Here is a 20,588-nt window from a genome sequence, read left to right as displayed (position 1 = left end):
ATTTTTTTAGTCATTGCATGAACAAATAGTTCATAGGGTATAACTAGAAGTCTATTTAAAATTATTGATATCTAGTTATACTTGAATGTGTAATTAATATTATAATTTTATTCAAAATGAAAAGAAGCGAATGTTTTTGCCAAAAATTGTCAATAAAGACAATGTATATCATATTTTAATCTTAGGACTTGTGTTGACTCAATTATTGGGTTTAATTATACCCATTGACCTTACTCTTTTAGAAGCCGTATTTGCCATCGGTGTTTCTATTTTCGGCATCCAAAAATTGAGTAAATCATTTCAAATTGCCACGATCATCTTTTTTGTCATGGGAATTGCCTTATTAGGTACTGCAGGATTGTCTGTTATAAAATTTGCTTCGGCTGTAATATCAATGATTGATATTATTGTCTTGTTAATAGTCATGCGACTATTTTTAGTTCCAGTTAGTGTGGGTAATTATCAGTCTTCAGTCGAAGAATTTATGAAACAGCACGTGAACGGACCTAAACAAACGTATTCATTTGTCATGTTAGTTACTAATTTGCTATCCAGTATTCTTTCGATGGGCACAATTGCTATCGTTTTATCTATTTTAGGGGATAGCATTAAGCGACAAGTGAAAGACTCCGATCGTTTGTCTTCGACAGCCGTTACAAGAGCGTATACTATGGGAACATTATGGGCACCTGGAGCAGCAACGATTTTCTTAATTAGTTCAGTCACTAAAGTGGGCTGGACTAGGCTTTTTGTTCCTTGCTTTATTTTAGGGACAACTGGTTTATTCCTTTCGTACTTGATGGAGCACAATCAAGCATATATGAAAGTGAAGCCAGTCAAGAATGATGAGATAGTTCAATTGAATAATCAAAAAAATCCGTCACTCTTGGGGCTTGTCTTTGCTGTGGTTGCTTTATTAGTGTTGAGTTTTATCTTTATGCATAACAAAATTGCTAGTTCAATGGATTCAGTAACAATCGCTGGATTATTAATTGTCTTATTTTGGACTTTGTTGCTAGGATTAAGAAAAATAAAGCAACAGCAAACTTTTACAGCAGATTTGAAAAAATCTATTGTTTCTTACTGGCAAAAAGGGATGGTCGGTGGAGCATCCTTAGCACCATTTTTCGTAGGGATCGGGACTTTTACTTACGGATTTGAACATTCAACCATTAGTGTCTCCTTGACTAAAAATTTATCGCCAATTTTTGCAAGTTTAGGTTGGTGGTTGATACTGTTGATACCAATTATCGTAGTTTTTGTATCACTGATAGGGATTCACCCATTAGCATCCGTGGCTTTGATCGGTAAAGTAATCATGTCGATGAATATTACTTTGTCGCCGGTATTAGTTGCTTTAGGATTAAATATTGGCAGTGTAGCATCGTATATGCTGTCACCATTTGCGGTCATTATAATGATTGTCGCCACTATATTAAATGTTAAGCCGACTACGGTGTCTCTGCGCTGGAATTGGAAATTTTGCATTAGTTTTGTAATTGTGAGTTTAGCTTTAGCGACATTATTAAGTTTGATATTTTAAATTTAAATAGGTTATGGAAAAGGAACAATACTATTAGATTCTATTATTCAGAATTAATATTATTGTTCCTTTTAATTTTGACAGGTAATTTTAACTTTGTCGTCGAAAGATTTAGATTGAATTTGTCTCGATGACGACAAATCTCCAAGAAGATTGATACTTTTTAGCAAGCATTGAAGAATTTAAACCGATATTTGGATGTTTAAAGTTCAAAATTAAATTGTTTTCTACGTGATCAGTAAAATCTGTCCAAGTAATATTTGAAGAGCCAGTATTTATTTTGGTATTTCCGATAATAATTTTTCCGCCATTAGGAACGAACTGATTTTTATAAGATATTGATGATTTTAAAGAAGAAGCTTCTTTCTTTTCAGTATCTGTGTAGATCAATTCTCCAGTTTCTAACGATAATGTTAAGGGTGACTGCTTATTTGGACGATAATCGATTACTCCAAGGCTACCAGGTAAATTCGCTCGACAGGAATAGTGTTGCTTGTTAGTTGCATGAATAGTCCCAAAGTCGATTGAATCCGGAGCAACGATTCTAAATAAACCTTTGGTTCGATGAAATAAGAAAAAGTCGAACCCTTCATCGCTGCCAGTTCCATCATCAACATAAATAGTTAATGTATGAAAATCAGTATCAGAAATATGAGCAATCGACAAATTTTTCAAGTGCCATTGTACAGGTCGGCCTGGAGTCACATTAGGTGCATCTTGTGAAAATAAAACTTTCTTACCTTTATCAAGTTGGTAATATAAATTACCTTTTTTACTATCAGAATCGAGCCAAAATCCTGAGATATTAAGTTTATCGGAACTTACTTGGTATGGTGAATCTGGAAAAGTATCTGAAGCAGGGGCCAGGATGGATAAATAAGGTTTAGTTGTTGCCTCCGATTTTATATAAATTTCGACTTGGTGAGTTTCAGACTGGAATTCAGTTGTGCTCCCATCTTCATTTTTTACAAATGAACGGGCCAGGAGTCGGATTCTATGTAAACCTGGAGTTAGATTGGAAATATTAATTTCTTTTTGCCAGTCATGATTAATACCGGCATCACGATCTAGTTCAGTTTGATTTACTGAAAACAATGGCTTAGCAGCATTAGTATTGTTATCATCGATGGTGTATAAGAAATCGATGTGAGTGCTTTTGTAGTCAAACCAAGATCCTTTTAATAAGAATTTTTCGACATTATTTTCTAGAAATATTGGTTTTTGGTCGATTAGATCATTGTTCAGTTTAATATTTGGCTGCATTTTTCCTGTAACGTTAAATTTAGTCGAATAAACTAACTTAGTGGTATCTCCTATATTAAGTGGCTTATCCTTAGTGGCCATCATGATAGTTTTTAACTTTGGATCTGGAAAACTTTGTCCAATGCCCGGATCTGGAGAGGTTTTATATCCTTGATCAAAAATGTTTTTAAAATTTGCTTCGCTATTATTTTTGTAAAATGATTTGCTTCCATTAAAATATGAAGGCTTATTGGAAGATAATTTCCAGGCAAAAGGTGAACTGTCTTGCGAAGCCAAGTCAAACTCAATATTAGTTCCTAAATCCTTATTAAAAGCAAATAAGCCTCGATTATTTCCTAATGAACGGATCTCTGCGTTTTTAGATATTATTTTATTGTTAAAAGAGTTATTAAATGTCAGATTTCTGAAAGTATATCCGATAAAATTGCCTAAATTTTGATTACCCGTATTAGCGTAAGTGATTTCAGTTTCAACCGAATTGTTATCACTAAAACGTTGGACAATTTCTATGCGAACTTTATAAATAACGTCGCTAGCAAAGAACTTTTTAATTTCATGTTCTTGCTCAAACATCAACTTTTGCTCTTCTAAACCAGTTTCTTTAGAAGTTCGAGTCCAAAATGAAACGGAGTTTTTTTTAATTCCTGTATTGAAATTATTATTTTGTAAATTATTATCTGGTCCTATGATATTTGGAGTTTGAACATTAGTCTTGTTGCGATAATTGAACAAATTTGTTGTTACGATATTATTAATTGACTGTCGGTTATCGTCTATTTTGTTGTTTGTATCAAATACTTGGACACGTCACCGCTAGTACTGGTATAAAAGATATTGTTGATAATATTTTTTTCAGAATTGTCTAGGACAACGACCCCAGAATTTGCGGCGGTAACATTATTTTTTCGTGATGATCGATATCGATCACGATTGACTGATTCTTGAACGGAAAAATGGTTTAATGCGTTAGTAATTGAGCCAAAGTAGATTACTGGCTTAAGGATAGAACCATCTGACTGTTTTTTTATTGGATGTCCATAACTGACTTGCAGATTATTTCTTTTAGTCCAAGTATATGGATCCGTTTTGGAATCTTGAGTGAAAGTTTGTAGATCTGAAAATGAAGCAGTAGCGATTTTATCTTGATGTATATCATAGACACTTAATGTAGCTACATTCGTGTCATGAAAATGAAGATGAAAATTATCTTTGTCAAGGTCTTTCAAATTGACAGTTATTTGTTTTAAGTCAACATCCTCCACAACATTACTTTCGCCAATTTCAGCTTTTAAATCAGTGGTTGAAATTTTTTCGTATTGTGGTGAATGGATAGTTAATAACTTATGTTTATCTTTAAAAGAAGTTTTTACATAAATATTAAAGTTGTTACGATTATTATTTTCATTGACGTTAATAATTTCTGCTTTTGTTGAAACTGCTGTTTTTTCAGCATTGGCGCTATTTGTCTTACCACTCCCCAAAATCGTGGCAACGCAAATAAACACTAATGCGATTAATATTTTATTCAGTAACATATTTTCCCCCGTACCTAAAACATACTTTAGTAGGCTATCACAGGAAGAAAGTCAAATTAGATTAAAAAAAAACATGAATTCCTTTCTAAAATGACAATTTTTTCATTATTAAATTTTTAACCATTAATTTCACGACGAGTAATTTTAAGAGTGAAACATCAAAAAAGGATATCGCTGTAAACGATATCCTAGTTGGAAAATCAAAATTGAATGAGCTGAGAATTTTATCAAGATAATTGTAATGATTTATTGAAAATTACCTCAGATCAAACCGTATCACGAGCTTCCCAAGTCCAATGACTTTGGTACTTTCCAGTATTTACTTTGTCATTACTTTTGATTTTTAATTTTAAGTTCTTTTGTAGTTTTTCAGTTAAATCAAATTTGAAGTCATCAGATTCTTTGTCAAAAACGTACAAAGAATCGGGGGTGATTTTTTGCTTATCCCAATATAATTCCGTGTTTAAAATTTTGTTGGAATTATTTTTTTTCGATAAAATTTTCTACTTTGAGATTTACTTTGATAGGCTGAGCCTTTCTGTCTCGATAATCATAAATGAAGAGGCTGCCGTCCATTTTAGGGGAGGTCGCTTCGACTTCTGATTTTGGAGCTAAATTTTTGATCCCAAAGTTGATAATGTTTGGTGCATCAATTCCGATACTATTATCTTGATTTATCCGAAAATGAAAATAATCTTCGTTATCGGAAGTGCCGTTTTCATTCCAACTGACGATTTTAAAATGAATGGTTTTGTCACCGCCGTCGTTTAGGATCGGTCGAACATTGAAATCTTTGAGTTTCCAGGTAGATGTTTTGCCGGCAACTTTTTCCTCTGGAGGAATTTTGATTTCTCTTTCTGTACTATCAAAATTGGATGTGTAAGTGATTTTGAAGTTTTTAGTATAAGATAGATAAGTCCCAGAGAGGTCAAAAGTTGATTGATTGCTTTTATTCAATTTCAAGTCGTAGATTTCTGTTCCTGGGGCAGTTGTTGACCAAGCATTATCTACTGGAGATTTAACGGCGATAATTGGTCGTTGTGGAGTACGAGAAGGAACGGAAACATAACGGGTCTCAATTTGCGAAGTTTGTTTGGCTTTGTCTAAAGCAATAACGGATATCTTATATAATCCAGGTCCAAACTCGTCCAGAGGTATTTTCTTGGAGAAGCTTTGAACTTTTCCAATCTTTTTATCTTCATTAGATTGTTTGGCATATCCGTTTGTGGCACTTAGTTTGTTTCTTAATAGATCGTTAGTGGGGTCTTCGTTATTGTCTGCTTGGGTATTGATTTCTTTGATCCGATATTTTACATTAACGTCGTTTTCTCCATAATGATGCCAAGTTCCGTGGAGATCATAGAAATTTTGTTCAGGTTTCATAATATATGGTGAATTTCTAGTCAGTCCATCATTGTAAACTGAAAGGTTGGGTTTTGAATTAATATAGCGCATGTTTACACCGTAAGTCATTGAAACTTGTTCACCGGGAGCTAGCAATTGATTTTGCGTGTGCATTGACAACCCGGAGTCAAAGTCTTTTTTCAATTCCATCCAAGTGTTGCCGGCCCCTGGTTCAACGTATTTATCGGCTGTATCGTTAATATTAATGAAAGCATCATTGTAGGTGTTCTCTAAGCCCTTTTTATTCCAAGGGAAGTGGTCTTTGTCACCAGCTTCAAAGGTTGTTGAACGGGTACCACGTGCTGCCCAAGCGAAAGGACTGTCTTCAAAATCATTTAATTGAAACTCTATCCGACCGCCATAGTCTGGACGGCTAGCATAGAGTCCACGGTTGTTTCCAAGTGATCGAAGTTTGTTCTTTTGGGCACCTTGATCGTAACGAACACCCTTGTGGAAGGTAATATCTCTAAAAACGTAACCTTGAAAGTTATCTAATGTGTGATCACTGACGTTTTTGTATTCATAAGTAACAATGACGGCATTGTCCTTATTAAAGCGCTGTGTGATCGTTACCTGAATTCTAATTCCGTGGTTTACTTGATAGAAGACCATCCGTTGTTCATTGAGGAGTTCACCTGATTCTTTAGAAACACGGGTATAAAAATGAACGTTTTCCTCATCAATGCCCCATTCATTCTTTTCCTCGTAGTCAGGCCCATAAATAGTAGGTTTAAGTGGATCCTTACTCGCATGCGTGTAATCAAAAATATTAGTTGTTGTAAAGTTTCGTTGAGATCCTTTGTTAACTAATCTATCTGGATAAAGACCGTCACCAAAAGTATTAGTGTAATATTGATTTTTATTTTTATTTTTCTGTTGCGGTCGAGACCAAGTACTTCCTTTAGGGACGTAAATAACACCGGTATTAGCAGCGGTGATATTATTATATCTTCCGAATCCGTAAGAAGTGGCGGGGATACCAGGAATTCGCATATCTCTTCCTCCCACGGAACGGTGGGGAGTAGTTTCTCCATCAAGAGCGTAATTGATAGCACCAAAATAAATTACCGGATAAATGCTGGATCCGTCGGGATTGTTGGTAACTTTTCCATATGATGCCATCATTTTGTTTATTTCGACCCAATTGTCATTCCATTCAGGTGTTAAAGAATTGGACTCTCCATAAATAGGTGCGTAAGAGGCTGCTTTTTCCGTATTGTTTTTTGAATCACTGGAATTTTCTGAGGAATTTCCAGCTTGATTTGGCGTGGTCACTGAAAGTGTCGGATCATTTGCGACAGGCTCAGAGTCTTTTTCATTGATAGTTTGATCCAAAATTTGTTGACCAGTAACATCGAGAAAAAATAGATGGGTTCGATTGTTGTTGAGCTTAATAGTAAATTCACCTGATCCCTTGTCATCTATTTTCTTTTTAAAATTTAAGTGGATCTGTTTATTGTTGACGTCATCACCAATATCTCCATCGTCAAATTCTTGTTTCAGATCGGTTAGATCGATGTTGTTAATTTGTGGGGAGGAAATAGTGAGGATCGGGTCATTTTTTGGTAGCGTGTAATTTATTTTTACCAATGTAGCGTTGTCTGACTTTTCAATCGAAATTAGACTTACTTTCGCAGGTGGCAAATCGATGTCGCTAGCCTTTGATTCCGTGTTTTTGGAAATAATTAACCAGATGCCCAAGACACTTGCCAAAACTAGCATTATCAAACTTAGAAAAGTACGTTTATTTTTCATTGAAATCCCCTTATGCGTTTTTAACCGGATAATATAGTACCAAGCAATTTTGCTGGTATGTTTTCAAAAGTAATAAGGATACTTTGCTGATTTGGAGCTTTTTTTCAACGAGTAATTTATTTATAAAATAAAAAAAATCACTCATGAAAGAGTGATTTTTTTAATGTTGTCTAGACCGAATCGACGAAATTCCACAACCATTTACTTTTATACAGTCCAGTTTCATGAGCTTTTTTCTTAAATTTAAGTCGTAATTTCTTTTCGAAGTCATTGATGGTAGTTACCGTGATCCATTGATTTTGTTTGGGAACGATTTTCTTATGGATCGTCAGTACTTCATGCGGCTTGACGGGTGAGTTGTCCCACTGAAGATTATAATTCAAATTGCGATTATCTTGAGTTTTGAGTTCATCGATCGTCAAGGTCAAATCTAAAGGAGACGAATTTAGCCCACGATAATCGATCAAGGTAATCCGGTTGTCCAAGGTTGGTTTAACTTTCTTGGATTGTCCAGGAACTAGATGATGATTTCCAAAGGAAATTTTTCCCGGATGTATCAATTCTAAGGGACCATCTTTGTGCTTGAAATAAAAAGTATCCGATTGTGGGGGATTGTTTTCATCTTTTATGGTAAACCTAATGCTATGAGTCTTGGATTTATCGAGTCTTTGAAAATTGAAATCGTGCAATTTAAAACGAGTGTTTTGTCCATGATTATTTAGGATATGATCTAAATTTTTTTCTGGACCATTGTCGACGGAGTAGGTCAAAGTTAACTCTTTACTGTCTTTGTCAGACCAATTGCCCTCGATATTGATCAAGTTATTGTACGTTTCAAATGGAGCTTCCTCGGAAGTTTCTTTTGGTGTATCAATTTTGATTCTTGGCACATCAGTAGCAATGTCGGGAACGACGATGTTTACGGGTTTTACGACTGAATAATGATTATGAGTGTCAAAGGCGACTACACTGATCTTATGAGGTCCAGGAGAAAGTTTCTTTAAATTAGGAACTTCAGCTTCCCAATCGTGGAGTACGCCGTGAAATTGTTCAAGTTCGTTTTGTTTGATATATCCCTTAGGAGAGATGGGGGTACCTTTTTCGGCAATGTATTTTGGAGATTCATCAGGTGAATCAACTATGTATTTTATTTGAACTTGTCGATCCTCATAATGATGCCAATTGCCAAAGATTCTGAATTCATTCAGGTCGTCTTCATCCAGTAGGGCGGGATTATCGTTGTACATTCTCAATTGGATGTCGTCAGTTTTTTCAATGAGTTTAGTTTGGTAGCTCATGAAAATTGATTTCCCTTTATCTAAAGTCTTGTCCCCAGTGTGCATTGAGATACCTTTTTCAGCAATTGTCCCGTCAGGCAGCCACTGTTTTCCTGCTGGAATTGGTTCAGTCTTGTCGCCAGTGTCCAAAACATTAACAAAAGCATCGTGATATTTGGGATTTTTGGTTGCTGCAAAAGGAAAGAGTTTATCATCTTCACCTTTAAAAAAGGTTGAGGCAGTTCCACGTCCTGCCCAGCCGTAAGGTTCATTATCGATATCGTTGAGTTTAAATTCAATTCGACCGTCATTAGAGTCACGACTAGCATAGATACCCTCGTTATTTCCTAAAGATAACATTTTGGTTTTACTGTCTCGACCATCGAAATCACTATTCTTCATAAAAGTGATATCACGAAAAACGAATCCGGTAAAATGAGTTACTTTATTAGCTAAATTCTTGAACTCTGTTTGAATATTTATCGACCCATCCGGTAGAAATTTTTGGGTGATGGATATTTGAATTGAATAAGTTTTACCAAATATAGGATCATAAGTCTGATTAAAGACGATTTTTTGCATTTCTAATTGAGTATCAGGATCTTGTCGGACGTAAAATTTTGCTGAATCTGGATCCATCGTTCGTCTATTTGTACTAGTGAATGTATGGACAGGGTCTACCCCATTGACTTGTGGACGCAGCTTTTTCTTTCCACCACTAGCATAAAAAGTTTCGATATTAGTTGTGGCAAAATTTCTTTGCGATCCCCAATAACTATCGTGTCCTTTCATTTCACCATCACCAAAGGTCGTGGTGTAATAAGTATAATTTGGGTCATTTATTCTTTGACTATTTAGATCTGCATTCTTTTCGGGAGCAACGATAATAGCAGAATTGGCTGCTGAAATATTGTTTTTGCGACCTTTACCGATATCATCAGCACCAACTCTATCTCTTGATCCAACAGAGCTTTTAACAGAAAGATGACTTAAAGCGTAGTGGAGTGATCCAAAATACATGACTGGAATAATTTGCTTTCCATTTCTAATTGTAGGGACCCCAGTGGAAACTTTCAAATTATTGTGTCGTTGCCAATCTTGTCCCAAGCGGGGAGTTGGTTCAGGATTATTTGATGAAGTCTCAGGTTCATTTTTAGAAACTTCATCAGACTTGGCAATTTGTGGGTCAGCCTCGGTCTGATTATTTTTTGGTTCATCCTTGAATTTGAATTCATGTTCGCCAATTGTTTTATTTTTGGAATTTACAATACTTACTTTGATATTACGTGTTTCTTTGACCGATAACTTAAATGAAGTTTGCAGATCATCTAATTCCAGCTGCTTTAGGTCGAGGTCGATCGATTGGTTGTTTAGATCTAATTTTACGTTGTCATCACCGAGTTGTTGTTTAAGTTCTGCGATGGCAATATTATCAATTTGATCAGATTTAATCCGCAGTTTCATATCCGCTGTGGTTTCTGGTTGATAATTTATTGTCACGGATTTTTTATTGTCGTGATGGCTATCTTCAAAGCTGATTTTTTCAGTAGATGTGATCGCATATGCTTGAGAATCGTTAATACTGAATGCTGCAGTGATGATGATTAATAAGGCGGTGATAATTGTTATAAGGTTGAGGCTTTTATGATTCATGAAAACTCCCTTGATTGCAATATTGCTATTGAAGAAAAATAATATCATTACTGTTAGTAATACTTTTATCAAAAGTAGTCGTGATTTTTGTTATCATCTGGTGATAATTTCAGCAAAATATTTATTTTAAAAATCATTTTGTAATTTAATAAAATAAAAACATCTCAATCAGGAGATGTTTTTTTGACTAAATATGTTCTTGGATGTTGGACGTCTGTCAAAATGTTACCTCGAGTCAGTAACAGTCCAAGTCCACTTACTTTGAAAACTCCCAGTATTGACAGGGCTGTCGCTGTCTACTTTTAAGCTGACGTTATTTAAAAAGATATCATTTAAAACGATACGATTAGCTTGTTCGTCATTTTTGATCAAATAGGGAATATCTTTTTTGAGATGTTGATGCTTCCAAAGTAGCTCGGTGTCGATTGTTTCTTGATCGTTATCTTTACGGTGAAATCGTTCCGTTGATAAGGTCAATTTGACTGTTTCAGCTCTTTTTTCCAGTCTTCGCTGATCATCAAAGACTATATTCTGTTTGATTTTTGGTTTTAATGTTTTGGTTGAATGATCCGCCATATTGGCAACGCCAAAATCAATATCCCTAGGAGCTAAAACTCGATAAGTACCTTCAGGTTCGTTGGTCGAAGCATTCATGACATATTGAAAGTAAAAATCCGTAGTAGTTGTTTGGCCAGCTTTATTAGTTAACGTAAAGGTAATCTTATGGATCCCGATATCTTTTTTTAAGTGGGTCAAGTCTAAGTCTCTTAGACCCCAATAAAGAGTATCTTTTTCTTTAAATTGTTGATTAACGTCTATTGGTAGTTTCTCGCCGTCGTCTAATTGATACTCAATTTGGTGATTGTGCGTTAAATCTGTGCTGTAACCGGTGATAGTCATTTTATTGACGTGTTGCTGATCATCACGAGGGTCGTAAGGGCGTTTTCGTTGGGTCTCAGGATCAGGTGTCATGACGTTGATTTCAAAGTCATGACTTTCGCCACGTTCTGGAATGGTAATATAATAAGTCTTGATTTCTGAAGTATGGTTTTCTTTATCATAAGCAATGAAAGAAATTTTTTGTAAACCACTACCTAAATCTTTCAACGGAATTTCCGTTGACCAAGAATGCTGGATCCGATTGTGCATATCGGCTTCACTTTGGGTTTGAAATTGATCAGAGATAGATACACCTTTTTTCAATAGTTGATCTTTAATATCTTTTTTATCATCGCTATCAGAGTTGATCTCTTGGACCAAATATTTAATATCTACATCTTGCATGCGATCATATAACCAAGTTCCATTGATTTTTACTTTATCTTCCGTTGGCTTGACTTCATACGGGCGATTCTTAGTAGTTGGTTGATTGATATCAAGGACCGGTGCATGGTCTTTTTGGACGATATTCGTGGAATACGTCATGGCAACTTGCTGGCCTGGTGAGAGTGCTTGGTTTTTAGTGTGCATTGAAATACCAGTGTCAGTGACATAATCCATAAATGGTTTACCAAAAGTTGGCTCATTATTTTGATCGGCTCGATCATAAATGGTTTTAAAAGCATCATCATATTTTTCATCAAGACCATTTTCATTCCAAGGAAAGTGGTCGTCATCGGATGCATAATAATAAGTTGATCGAGTTCCACGTGCTGACCAAGCAAAAGGAGAATCGGGATAACCATTAAGCATAAATTCGATTCTTGAGTTATAGACATCATTGCGACTGGCATAGGCACCTTTGTGGTTTCCCAATGAACGAATGATATTATCTGGTTTTGATCGGTCACGACGATGATCACGAATGAAAGTAATATCACGGAAGGTGTATCCTTGGAAATTATCAATATAGGTATGCCCAATATTTTTAAATTCGGTAGTGATTATCGAACCATTATTGTTGTCAAATTGCATAGTAACGGTTACTTGGATGATTGAATTCTTCATAACTTGACGAAAGACAAGTCTTTGCATGACGGTTTTTACAACGTTTTTAGAATTGGTGTTTTGAGGATTTCCATCTCGAAAAAGTTTATGGTCTTTAATGTAATAATGAACGTTTTTTTCGTCCAAACCGTATACTTTTTTGGTTTCTTCAACGTCGGGTCCATAGATCCTAGGTTTCGAAATATCTCCAGTGGGCAAGTAATAGTCAAAAAGATTAGTTGTGATGAAATTTCGCTGCGAACCTCGGTATACTTTTTCACCACCGTCATTACCAATGCCAGGTTTGTATAATAAGCCATCACCAAAAGTATAGTTTAAATAGTAATTTAGTTTATAATTTTCACTTGCTTTTTGTTTCTCAGTCCACACATGTCCCGGTCGGGACATGATTATTCCAGAATTTGCTGCAGTAAGATTGTTTTTACGACCTGTACCAGATCCTGGACCAGGTATGAGCCAAATAAGTCCTGGTCGTAAAGGTCTTCCATGTACGGAATCTTTGACAGTGATATTTTCAAGAGCATAATTTAATGCTCCAAAATATTGGACTGGTGTTGAGGTTCTTCCGTCAGACATCTTTTTATCAATGCCACGAGCAACAATGATCCTGTCCCTTTCTTTCCACCCAATGTTCCAATCGGCATCTCGGGGGATATCCGCTTGTGGCGTGGTGTCATAATCATTATTGTCAATGACCTCTGAAGTTGTTTTATTTTCAGTCTCAGGTGCCGGTTGATTCGGATTAGGTGATTCATTCAAATTTTGCTTTTGAGGATCAAAATTGGTTGAAGACTGAGTTTTAGATGGATTATTTTGGTTGTTATTTTCCTCAACTGATTTATCATCAGCAAATTCTGACTGATATAACACTTCATGTTGAGGATTTCTGATCGTTAATAATAGGGGTTCATCGCCGATTTTTTTAAGTTGAAAAGAATCTTTGGATCGATCAAAATGTTTTAAGTTCAAAAAAAGTTGCTGGTCTTTTTCACTGAAACCGACATTTTCTTTGCCAAATTGTTCAACTAAAAAGGGGATATCAAAACTTTTGATTTGATGAGATGAAATGGCAAAAATGGGGTCATCATCATTATTTTCGTAGTTAATTTTATATATCTGAGTGTGGCTGTCAGATTTTTGTTGCCGGATGGTGATCGTGGGGTTTCCGGTAGATCCGGCAGCATTAATTCTTTGGACTGGATTTAGAATAATAAGTCCAATAGTAATCAAAATCGTTGTCATTATTAGTGGTATCAATATTTTTTTCAGCATATCGAAACTCCTTTATAAATGAATGTTTACAAGAAAAAATCATAGCATTCAAGTATAAGAAAATGCTTTCAAAAATAATAAGGATATCTTGAAAAATTGAAAGGATTTTTACAAATCAATAAATTTTAAGCATAAAAAAAATCGCCTTTAAAAAAGGCGATTTTTTAATATTTTTAGAATTAAGATTTAAAGCTTATGTTTAATAGGCAATTCGACAATAAATTTACTTCCTTGGGGATGATTATCTTCGATAAAAATCTTCCCATGATGATTTTTAACAATTTGCTTAGCAATGGAAAGACCAAGTCCATGTCCACCGGTTGCTTTAGTTCTAGACTTATCTACTCGGTAAAAACGGCCGAATATTTTTTGCTTGTCAGCATCGGAAATACCCACGCCTGTATCTGATACTGTAATGTAATATTTGTTATTTTCGACTTTATCAGAAATTGATATTTTTCCACCTTCAGGAGTATATTTCGTAGCGTTGTCTAACAAAATAATTAATAACTGTTTGATTTTATCCCGATCGACGTGCAGTTGAATCTTTTCATCAAATTTGTACGAATAGTTTTTCTTTTGAGATTTGACAATATCTTCAAACGGCCTAATTGGATCTGACAAAAAGGCTTCAGGTTCAACAGTTTGAAAATTGAGCTTGGTGGTTGCCTGATCAACTCGAGCTAACTCTAACAAACTATTAGTCAATGAATTGAGTCGGTTGACTTCATCGAGAGAAACAGAGATCGGTTCAGCTTGTTCGATGATCGTATCATTCGGTTTTGTCAACATGTATTCCATCTTGCCCTGAATGATGGCCAGGGGCGTCCTTAATTCATGAGCAGCGTCGTTCACAAATTCGCTTTGTTGTTTCCAAGACCGGATGATCGGACGCATGGTGATCTTGGTGAGTAAGTATGACAGTACCAAAGATATCAGCCAAAAAATACCAAATGAAACGATCAAAATATTTTCAAAGTTTTCCAGTGATTCCATTTGATTGTCAAAGTTTTGCACGACCATGACGTATTTTCCTGCGTATGCAGCATTATTGTTGTCTTTTGATACTTTGATCAACTCAGTTCGAAAATTCATGTTGTTGATCGTGATATTAACTTTTTTGTTGAGATCGCTTTTCCGCATCGGTACATGTTTAAGAACAGAATAGCGATTACCTAATCCGGATTTGTTGACTAATTCCTTTTTTTGATTGTAAATCAGGATCGATGTTTGGAAAGGAGCCTTCGGCTGAGGAGATCGGTGATTTGGATCACTTTGGTCCGGAGTATTTTGACCAGGTGCGTGGATCTGTGTCTGACCGATGACTTTTGGAGAGTTCTTGATTTCTTTGATTTGATTGTCGATACCGTGATCAATGCCATCGTAGGTATTGCTTTCAAAGGTGTGAAAGACAATCATTCCTAAAGAAATGAACAAAATGGCAAAAGTTGCCATGACTAAAATAAACTGTTGAAGTTGTTGTTTCCGAATAATTTTGCTTAATCTAGTTTTTCGCTTTTTCTTCATTTTGGAAAATATACCCAACGTTTCTGATTGTCTTAATTAGATAATCGTTTTCTGAAGGACGCAACTTTTTGCGAAGATTGCTCATATACACTTCAACGACAGTTATTGACGTGTCAGAATCAAAGCCCCAGATTCTTTCAAAAATTTGATCCTTGGTCAAAATAGTATTTTTATTTTGTACCAAATAAACTAGCAAATCATATTCTTTGCCGTTTAGAGAAATTGGCTGTCCTTCAATGTTAACTTCATGATTGTTCAAATTGATCTCAATATCATTGATCTTGAGAATTGAATCATCAGCTAAAGCACCACTTCGCTTAAGTAAGGCTTTAACACGCACTTGAAGTTCCTCACGGTGAAAGGGCTTAGTTAAATAATCGTCCGCACCGAGATCGAAACCACGTAATTTATCATCCAGCTCTGCTTTGGCAGTTAGGATCAAAACTGGTGTGGTGATTTGTTCGGAACGGATATTTTTCAAAATATCATAACCGTTCATTCCGGGCAGCATCAAGTCCAAAATGATCAAATCATAAACTCCCTCAACGGCATCAAATTTTCCCGAGAGGCCATCATTTTCAACATCAACTTGCGAAAATTCACTTAAAAAAGATTCAATATTGTTAGCTAGTTCGACGTCATCCTCAACTAGCAAAATTTTAATATTATTGTCCATACGCACTCCTATCTAATTTCTAACATTGCATTAATTATAAGTTATAGCCATGAATATTATAATGTTTTTTCAAAAAAATCAAATCTAAGAATATTTTTATATTATTTAAGCTTGATTTAAGTTACTTAAATTATTCTGTATTCAGCGTTGAAAAAGGGAGTGAAACAAATTGAAAAATCATTTGAAAAAAACCACACCAATTTATCTTTCGATGTTGGTTTATGCAGCAATTTGTTTCCTGATAAATATTACCTTTTAAAAGATTGGAGAATAATAATTAATGGAACAAAAGGATTCACGTCAAACGAAAAAGTCGACTGGCTTTTTCGCAAAACTAAAAAACGCTAAATGGGATTATTGGCTAATTGCTATTTTAATATTAGCCGCATTCCTATATGCGTGGAATATCTGGGAAGCTGGAGAGGCAAATAATTTCTACACTGCTGCCATTGAAAGTATGACCCAGAATTTCAAGAACTTCTGGTATGCCAGTTTTGATCCTGCCGGATATATTACCGTCGATAAACCTCCCGTAGCTTTATGGTTTATGGCAATTTCCGCTAAGATCTTCGGTTTCCATGGATGGAGTGTAGTACTTCCATCAATTTTGTTTGGAATCGGATCGGTTTATCTAATTTACAATTTGATCCATAAACGTTTTGGTAGGATTCCTGCTCGCATTTCAGCTTTGATCATGACTTTGACACCGATCGTCGTTGCAGATTCAAGAACTAACAACATGGATGCGACTTTAGTTTTCTTCTTACTATTATCGATCTGGTTCGTTCAAAAAGCTGTTTTTAATGGCAAACAAAGATATCTTTGGATCGGATTTGCCCTCATGGGTGTGGCTTTTAATGTCAAAATGCTACAAGCGTTCATGATCTTACCAGCCTTATATTTCTATTATTGGATCGCAACCAAGATCAGTTGGAAGAAAAAGCTTGGGCATTTAGCTATTGCTACAGTATTTTTAGCCGTATTTACCTTGATCTGGCCATTGTCAGTTGATATGACAAACGCCAATGATCGTCCTTATGAAGGTGGATCAGAAACTAATTCAGCTCTAGAATTAGCTTTTGGATATAACGGTACCCAAAGATTACTAGGTCAAACCACTGGTACTGGTGGAGCCTTCCCAGGAATGGGCAATAATAAGAAGGGCTCTTCTGAAGGTCAACCAACACCTCCAAGTGGTTCAAAGAAATCTTCTAAGAATGGTTCAATGACTCCACCAAATGGAAAGAGTTCTTCTAAGAACAATCCTCCAGCAATGCCTTCAAACAGTAAATCAAGCAAGAATGGTCAACCTGGTGGCCAAGGTGGACCTGGTGGTCCTGGTAGCAACAAGAAGGGTAATAAACAAATGGCCGGAGGTGGCGGTGGTGCCTTTAACATTGGTACTGCCGGTCCATTGAGACTATTTCAACAAGAATTAGGACCACAAATTAGTTGGTTACTTATCGTAGCTATCTTAGGATTCTTCTCAAGTTTCTTCTATTATAGAGGATCTAGAATGAAACACTGGTGGTCATTAACGCCACAACGTAAAGAATTATGGCTTTGGGCAGCTTGGTTAGTACCTGTATTTGGCTTCTTCTCAGTTGCCAGTTTCTTCCATCCATACTATACGATCATGTTAGCACCTGCTATCGCTACTTTAGGTGGTGTCGGATTGTACACCATGATCAAACAATGGATGCACAAATCTGGTTGGTCACTGATGCTACCGACTGCAATATTAGGAACTAGTTTGTTACAAGCTTGGTATTTATACGAGACTTATCCAGTTTGGACTTGGATCATGGTCGTCCTTGGCGTCTTGATCTCAATTATCTTGTATATTTTACCTTGGATCTCTAAAAAAGCCCGTCATGCATATACTTGGCCAATTATTGGTTCAATTTTAATTATGGTGGCACCAACTTGGTGGTCGTTAACACCAACAATTGCTGGGTCATCTGATGGTATTCCTAGTGCTGGTCCATCATTACTTCAATCCGCTGGAATGGGTGGCGGAGGAGGCATGGGTAATTCCCAAGTCAACTCTGAACTGTTGAAGTACGTTGAGAAGCATCAAGGAAATGCTAAATATTTATTTGCTACCGACGATGCTAGTACCGCAGCTCCATACATCATTAAATCTAAAAAAGCTGTCATGGTGATGGGGGGATTTAATGGTACCGACCCAGCCATTACATTAGCTCAATTTAAGAAGTTAGTAAAAACTGGTCAATTGAAGTATTACTATTCCGGTGGAAAATCTGGTAGTGCTAATTCAGAGATCGTGAGCTGGATCAAGAAACACGCTAAGAAAGTGACACTTAAGAGTTCATCTTCTTCTGCCATGGGTGCAGCTACATCCACTTCATCATCGAAGTCAACTAAGAACAGTAACCAACCGGGTCAAGCTGGTGGGCAACCTGGTGGCCAACCAGGTGGAAATATGACTGGTGGTCCAGGTCAAGGTCAAACACCAGGTGGAAAAGCTCCATCAGGTAAGAAAACAAGTACTAAACCATCTAAAGCACCCGGTTCAAGCAGTTCTTCAGAAAGCACGATGTCTCAAGGTGGCATGATGGGTGGACCAGGGCAATCTGGTACTCTTTATGATTTAACTAGTATTTACGATTAATTAATATTAAATAGGTAAAAAAACACAATTAAGATAAAGAAAGGAAGTCTTATCATGACTGATACGATCTCAATCGTATTACCTGTTTTCAACGAAGAAGCAGGAATTAAAACAACTATCGACACGCTCGAAAATTACGTTGCCAAACAGCCGGAAGACTACGAATTGATTTTTGTAGACGATGGTTCTAAAGACAAATCTGTCGATATTATTAAGTCAGAATTGGAACACAATGACAATATTAAACTAGTGGAATTTTCCCGAAACTTCGGACATCAGATTGCAATTACTGCTGGTCTGCAATATACCTCGGGTGATGCTGTAGTCGTCATGGATGCCGATCTACAAGATCCTCCTGAAGTTATTCCTAGCATGATCAAGAAGTGGCATGAAGGTTATGACATTGTTTATGGAAAGAGAAAACAACGAGATGGTGAAAGCTTTTTTAAGAAATTCACTGCAGCAATGTTCTACCGTACATTCAAGAAGCTAGCTACTATTGATATGCCTCTTGATACAGGAGACTTTCGCTTGATGAATCGAAAAGCAGTCACCCAGATGCAACGATTGCATGAACAAGATCCTTTTGTAAGGGGTCAAGTAACTTGGATCGGTTTTAAACAAACGAGTGTTGAATATCACCGTCACGAACGAATTGCCGGCGAAACAAAATATCCACTCTCAAAAATGATCAAGCTTGCCTTGGATGGGATAACATCATTTTCAATGAAGCCATTACAATTAGTTAGTTTCTTTTCAGTCTTGCCACTAGTAGGTGGTTTGATCTACTTGATCTATTTAATTGCAGTAGGTGGATTTACAGCACCTACAGTGGGAATTACGTTGATGCTATTCTCAGTCGGACTGGTCTTCTTGTCACTAGGGATTTTTGGAAGTTATCTAGGAAGAGTCCTAGATCAAGTTAATGATCGTCCTCGCTTCATCGTCAGAGATACAGTGGGGTTTCAAGAGAGACAAAGTAGTATCCACCGTCTCGAAACTAGACAGAGAGTATCTAGATAATGCATGAATTCATGATATTATTTAGTTTCTTCATCTTAATTGGTATTTTGTTTTTACCTAATGACACAAGAAAAGTTAAAGCTGTAAAAAAGAAACGTTTTTAAAATAACAATCAAAGGAGGTGATGTTTGATTCTCTCCTAAATCTTTAAAAGATCAAATGGGCTATGGTAGGATATAGCTCATGGTAAATAATAATGGGAAGTTTTGGTAAAATTTCGGGCAGAATACTATTTAAATTTCTAGCTTTATGTTACAGTAATGTTAAATTTGATAGGAGGGGTATCGAGTTCGCTAAGCTACGGTTAGTGGATTTAATACTTGTTTGTCAAATTGAACAATGAACTATCCCATTCATTAGAAGAAGCCAACAATTACCCAGTTGTTGACTTCTTTTTTTATTTGAGAATATATTTTGGGTGGAGGTTTAGACCCGGATCTGTGGGGTTCCGGAAATTTCGCTGTGGAACGATGTGGGCCGACTTTGAGCTACCTGGGGAAGTGCACCCAGGTATCTCAAAGCTCGACCTTTTTGTAAGCACGGCTTTTGCCGTGCAAACAAAAATTTCACATCTGACAGCGAATTTCCTCCACCCCACAGATCCTAAGTTGGTGAAAGTATCTTTGTTTGTGGGGGGGGGACGGTACTTATTTTTTTTGTGTAAACTTGCTGCAGTTTGGTAGAAGTATTGATGTTTATGGTCCTTTTGTAAGTACAACCGTTGCCATGTTTAAAAAAATTTCAAGTCTGAGAGGAGATCTTCTTCACCTCATAGATCCTAAACGTGTTCAAATATCTCGTTTTGTAGGGGAACGATGCTTATTTTTTACATATTTTTGGTGTCTTCATTGGTTGCTATGATTTGATTGCATTTCTTTGCTCTTTCTTTGCTCCTTCGTCGCTTGAAACTCGCGATAGTTTGGTAGCTAATTTCAAGGTAACAAAAAAGAGGCTGTGACATAAGTCTCCAAAAAAGGGTGTTGTATTAGAACCGTCAGGCTCTGATACAACACCCTTTTTGATATAATTATATGTATAAAAAAAGAGCATCGGTCGCACCCGATACTCTAAATACTTC

At 36.2% G+C, this 20,588-nt stretch carries 12 protein-coding genes; 3 read left to right on the top strand and 9 right to left on the bottom strand.

Features of this window, described 5'->3' with window-relative positions; all coding sequences use genetic code 11:
• Positions 1-130 precede the first annotated feature (130 nt).
• The gene (locus tag EKM78_RS05770) at positions 131-1,543 is read left to right on the top strand and encodes a hypothetical protein (RefSeq protein ID WP_245994794.1); all 1,413 of its coding nucleotides are present in this window, start codon (positions 131-133) and stop codon (positions 1,541-1,543) included.
• 111 nt (positions 1,544-1,654) lie between these two features.
• On the opposite strand, the gene EKM78_RS05765 is transcribed toward EKM78_RS05770, so the two are convergent.
• The 8 genes from EKM78_RS05765 to EKM78_RS05735 form a co-directional block, all read right to left on the bottom strand.
• On the bottom strand, positions 1,655-3,538 hold the full coding sequence (locus tag EKM78_RS05765; RefSeq protein WP_125770295.1) for a hypothetical protein: 1,884 nt from the start codon (positions 3,536-3,538) through the stop codon (positions 1,655-1,657).
• Positions 3,539-3,579: 41 nt separating this feature from the next.
• Entirely contained in the window at positions 3,580-4,341 is a 762-nt protein-coding gene (locus EKM78_RS05760) for a hypothetical protein (RefSeq protein ID WP_125770293.1), read from the bottom strand.
• 266 nt (positions 4,342-4,607) lie between these two features.
• Positions 4,608-4,760 carry a hypothetical protein gene (locus tag EKM78_RS12575; protein ID WP_164507212.1) on the bottom strand — a complete coding sequence of 51 codons (153 nt, stop codon included), beginning with the start codon at positions 4,758-4,760 and terminating at the stop codon, positions 4,608-4,610.
• Between the two features lie 61 nt (positions 4,761-4,821).
• A complete protein-coding gene (locus tag EKM78_RS05755; protein ID WP_125770291.1) occupies positions 4,822-7,500 on the bottom strand; it encodes a hypothetical protein in 2,679 nt (892 codons plus the stop codon).
• A 170-nt stretch (positions 7,501-7,670) separates the two neighbouring features.
• Positions 7,671-10,430, bottom strand: coding sequence for a hypothetical protein (locus tag EKM78_RS05750; protein ID WP_125770288.1), 2,760 nt, complete (start codon positions 10,428-10,430; stop codon positions 7,671-7,673).
• Positions 10,431-10,655: 225 nt separating this feature from the next.
• Positions 10,656-13,649, bottom strand: a complete 2,994-nt coding sequence (locus EKM78_RS05745; protein ID WP_125770286.1) for a hypothetical protein — start codon at positions 13,647-13,649, stop codon at positions 10,656-10,658.
• Between the two features lie 186 nt (positions 13,650-13,835).
• Positions 13,836-15,176 carry a sensor histidine kinase gene (locus tag EKM78_RS05740; protein ID WP_125770284.1) on the bottom strand — a complete coding sequence of 447 codons (1,341 nt, stop codon included), beginning with the start codon at positions 15,174-15,176 and terminating at the stop codon, positions 13,836-13,838.
• Complete coding sequence (locus tag EKM78_RS05735) at positions 15,154-15,852, bottom strand: response regulator transcription factor (RefSeq protein ID WP_125770282.1); 699 nt, start codon at positions 15,850-15,852, stop codon at positions 15,154-15,156. The genes EKM78_RS05740 and EKM78_RS05735 overlap by 23 nt, the downstream gene beginning before the upstream one ends.
• A gap of 280 nt (positions 15,853-16,132) precedes the next feature.
• Here EKM78_RS05735 and EKM78_RS05730 point away from each other — a divergent pair, with 280 nt between their 5' ends.
• Positions 16,133-18,487, top strand: a complete 2,355-nt coding sequence (locus tag EKM78_RS05730) for a glycosyltransferase family 39 protein (RefSeq protein WP_125770280.1) — start codon at positions 16,133-16,135, stop codon at positions 18,485-18,487.
• A gap of 54 nt (positions 18,488-18,541) precedes the next feature.
• Positions 18,542-19,510 carry a glycosyltransferase family 2 protein gene (locus EKM78_RS05725; protein ID WP_125770278.1) on the top strand — a complete coding sequence of 323 codons (969 nt, stop codon included), beginning with the start codon at positions 18,542-18,544 and terminating at the stop codon, positions 19,508-19,510.
• Positions 19,511-20,365: 855 nt separating this feature from the next.
• Here the strand turns inward: EKM78_RS05725 and EKM78_RS12955 are convergent.
• On the bottom strand, positions 20,366-20,588 hold a 223-nt coding region (locus tag EKM78_RS12955), incomplete at its 5' end, for a hypothetical protein (RefSeq protein WP_211334339.1).

The organism is Companilactobacillus furfuricola, from assembly GCF_003946325.1.
Taxonomy (GTDB): domain Bacteria; phylum Bacillota; class Bacilli; order Lactobacillales; family Lactobacillaceae; genus Companilactobacillus; species Companilactobacillus furfuricola.
Note: the sequence above shows the minus strand (reverse complement) of the source record. Positions and strands in the feature narration are given on the sequence as shown.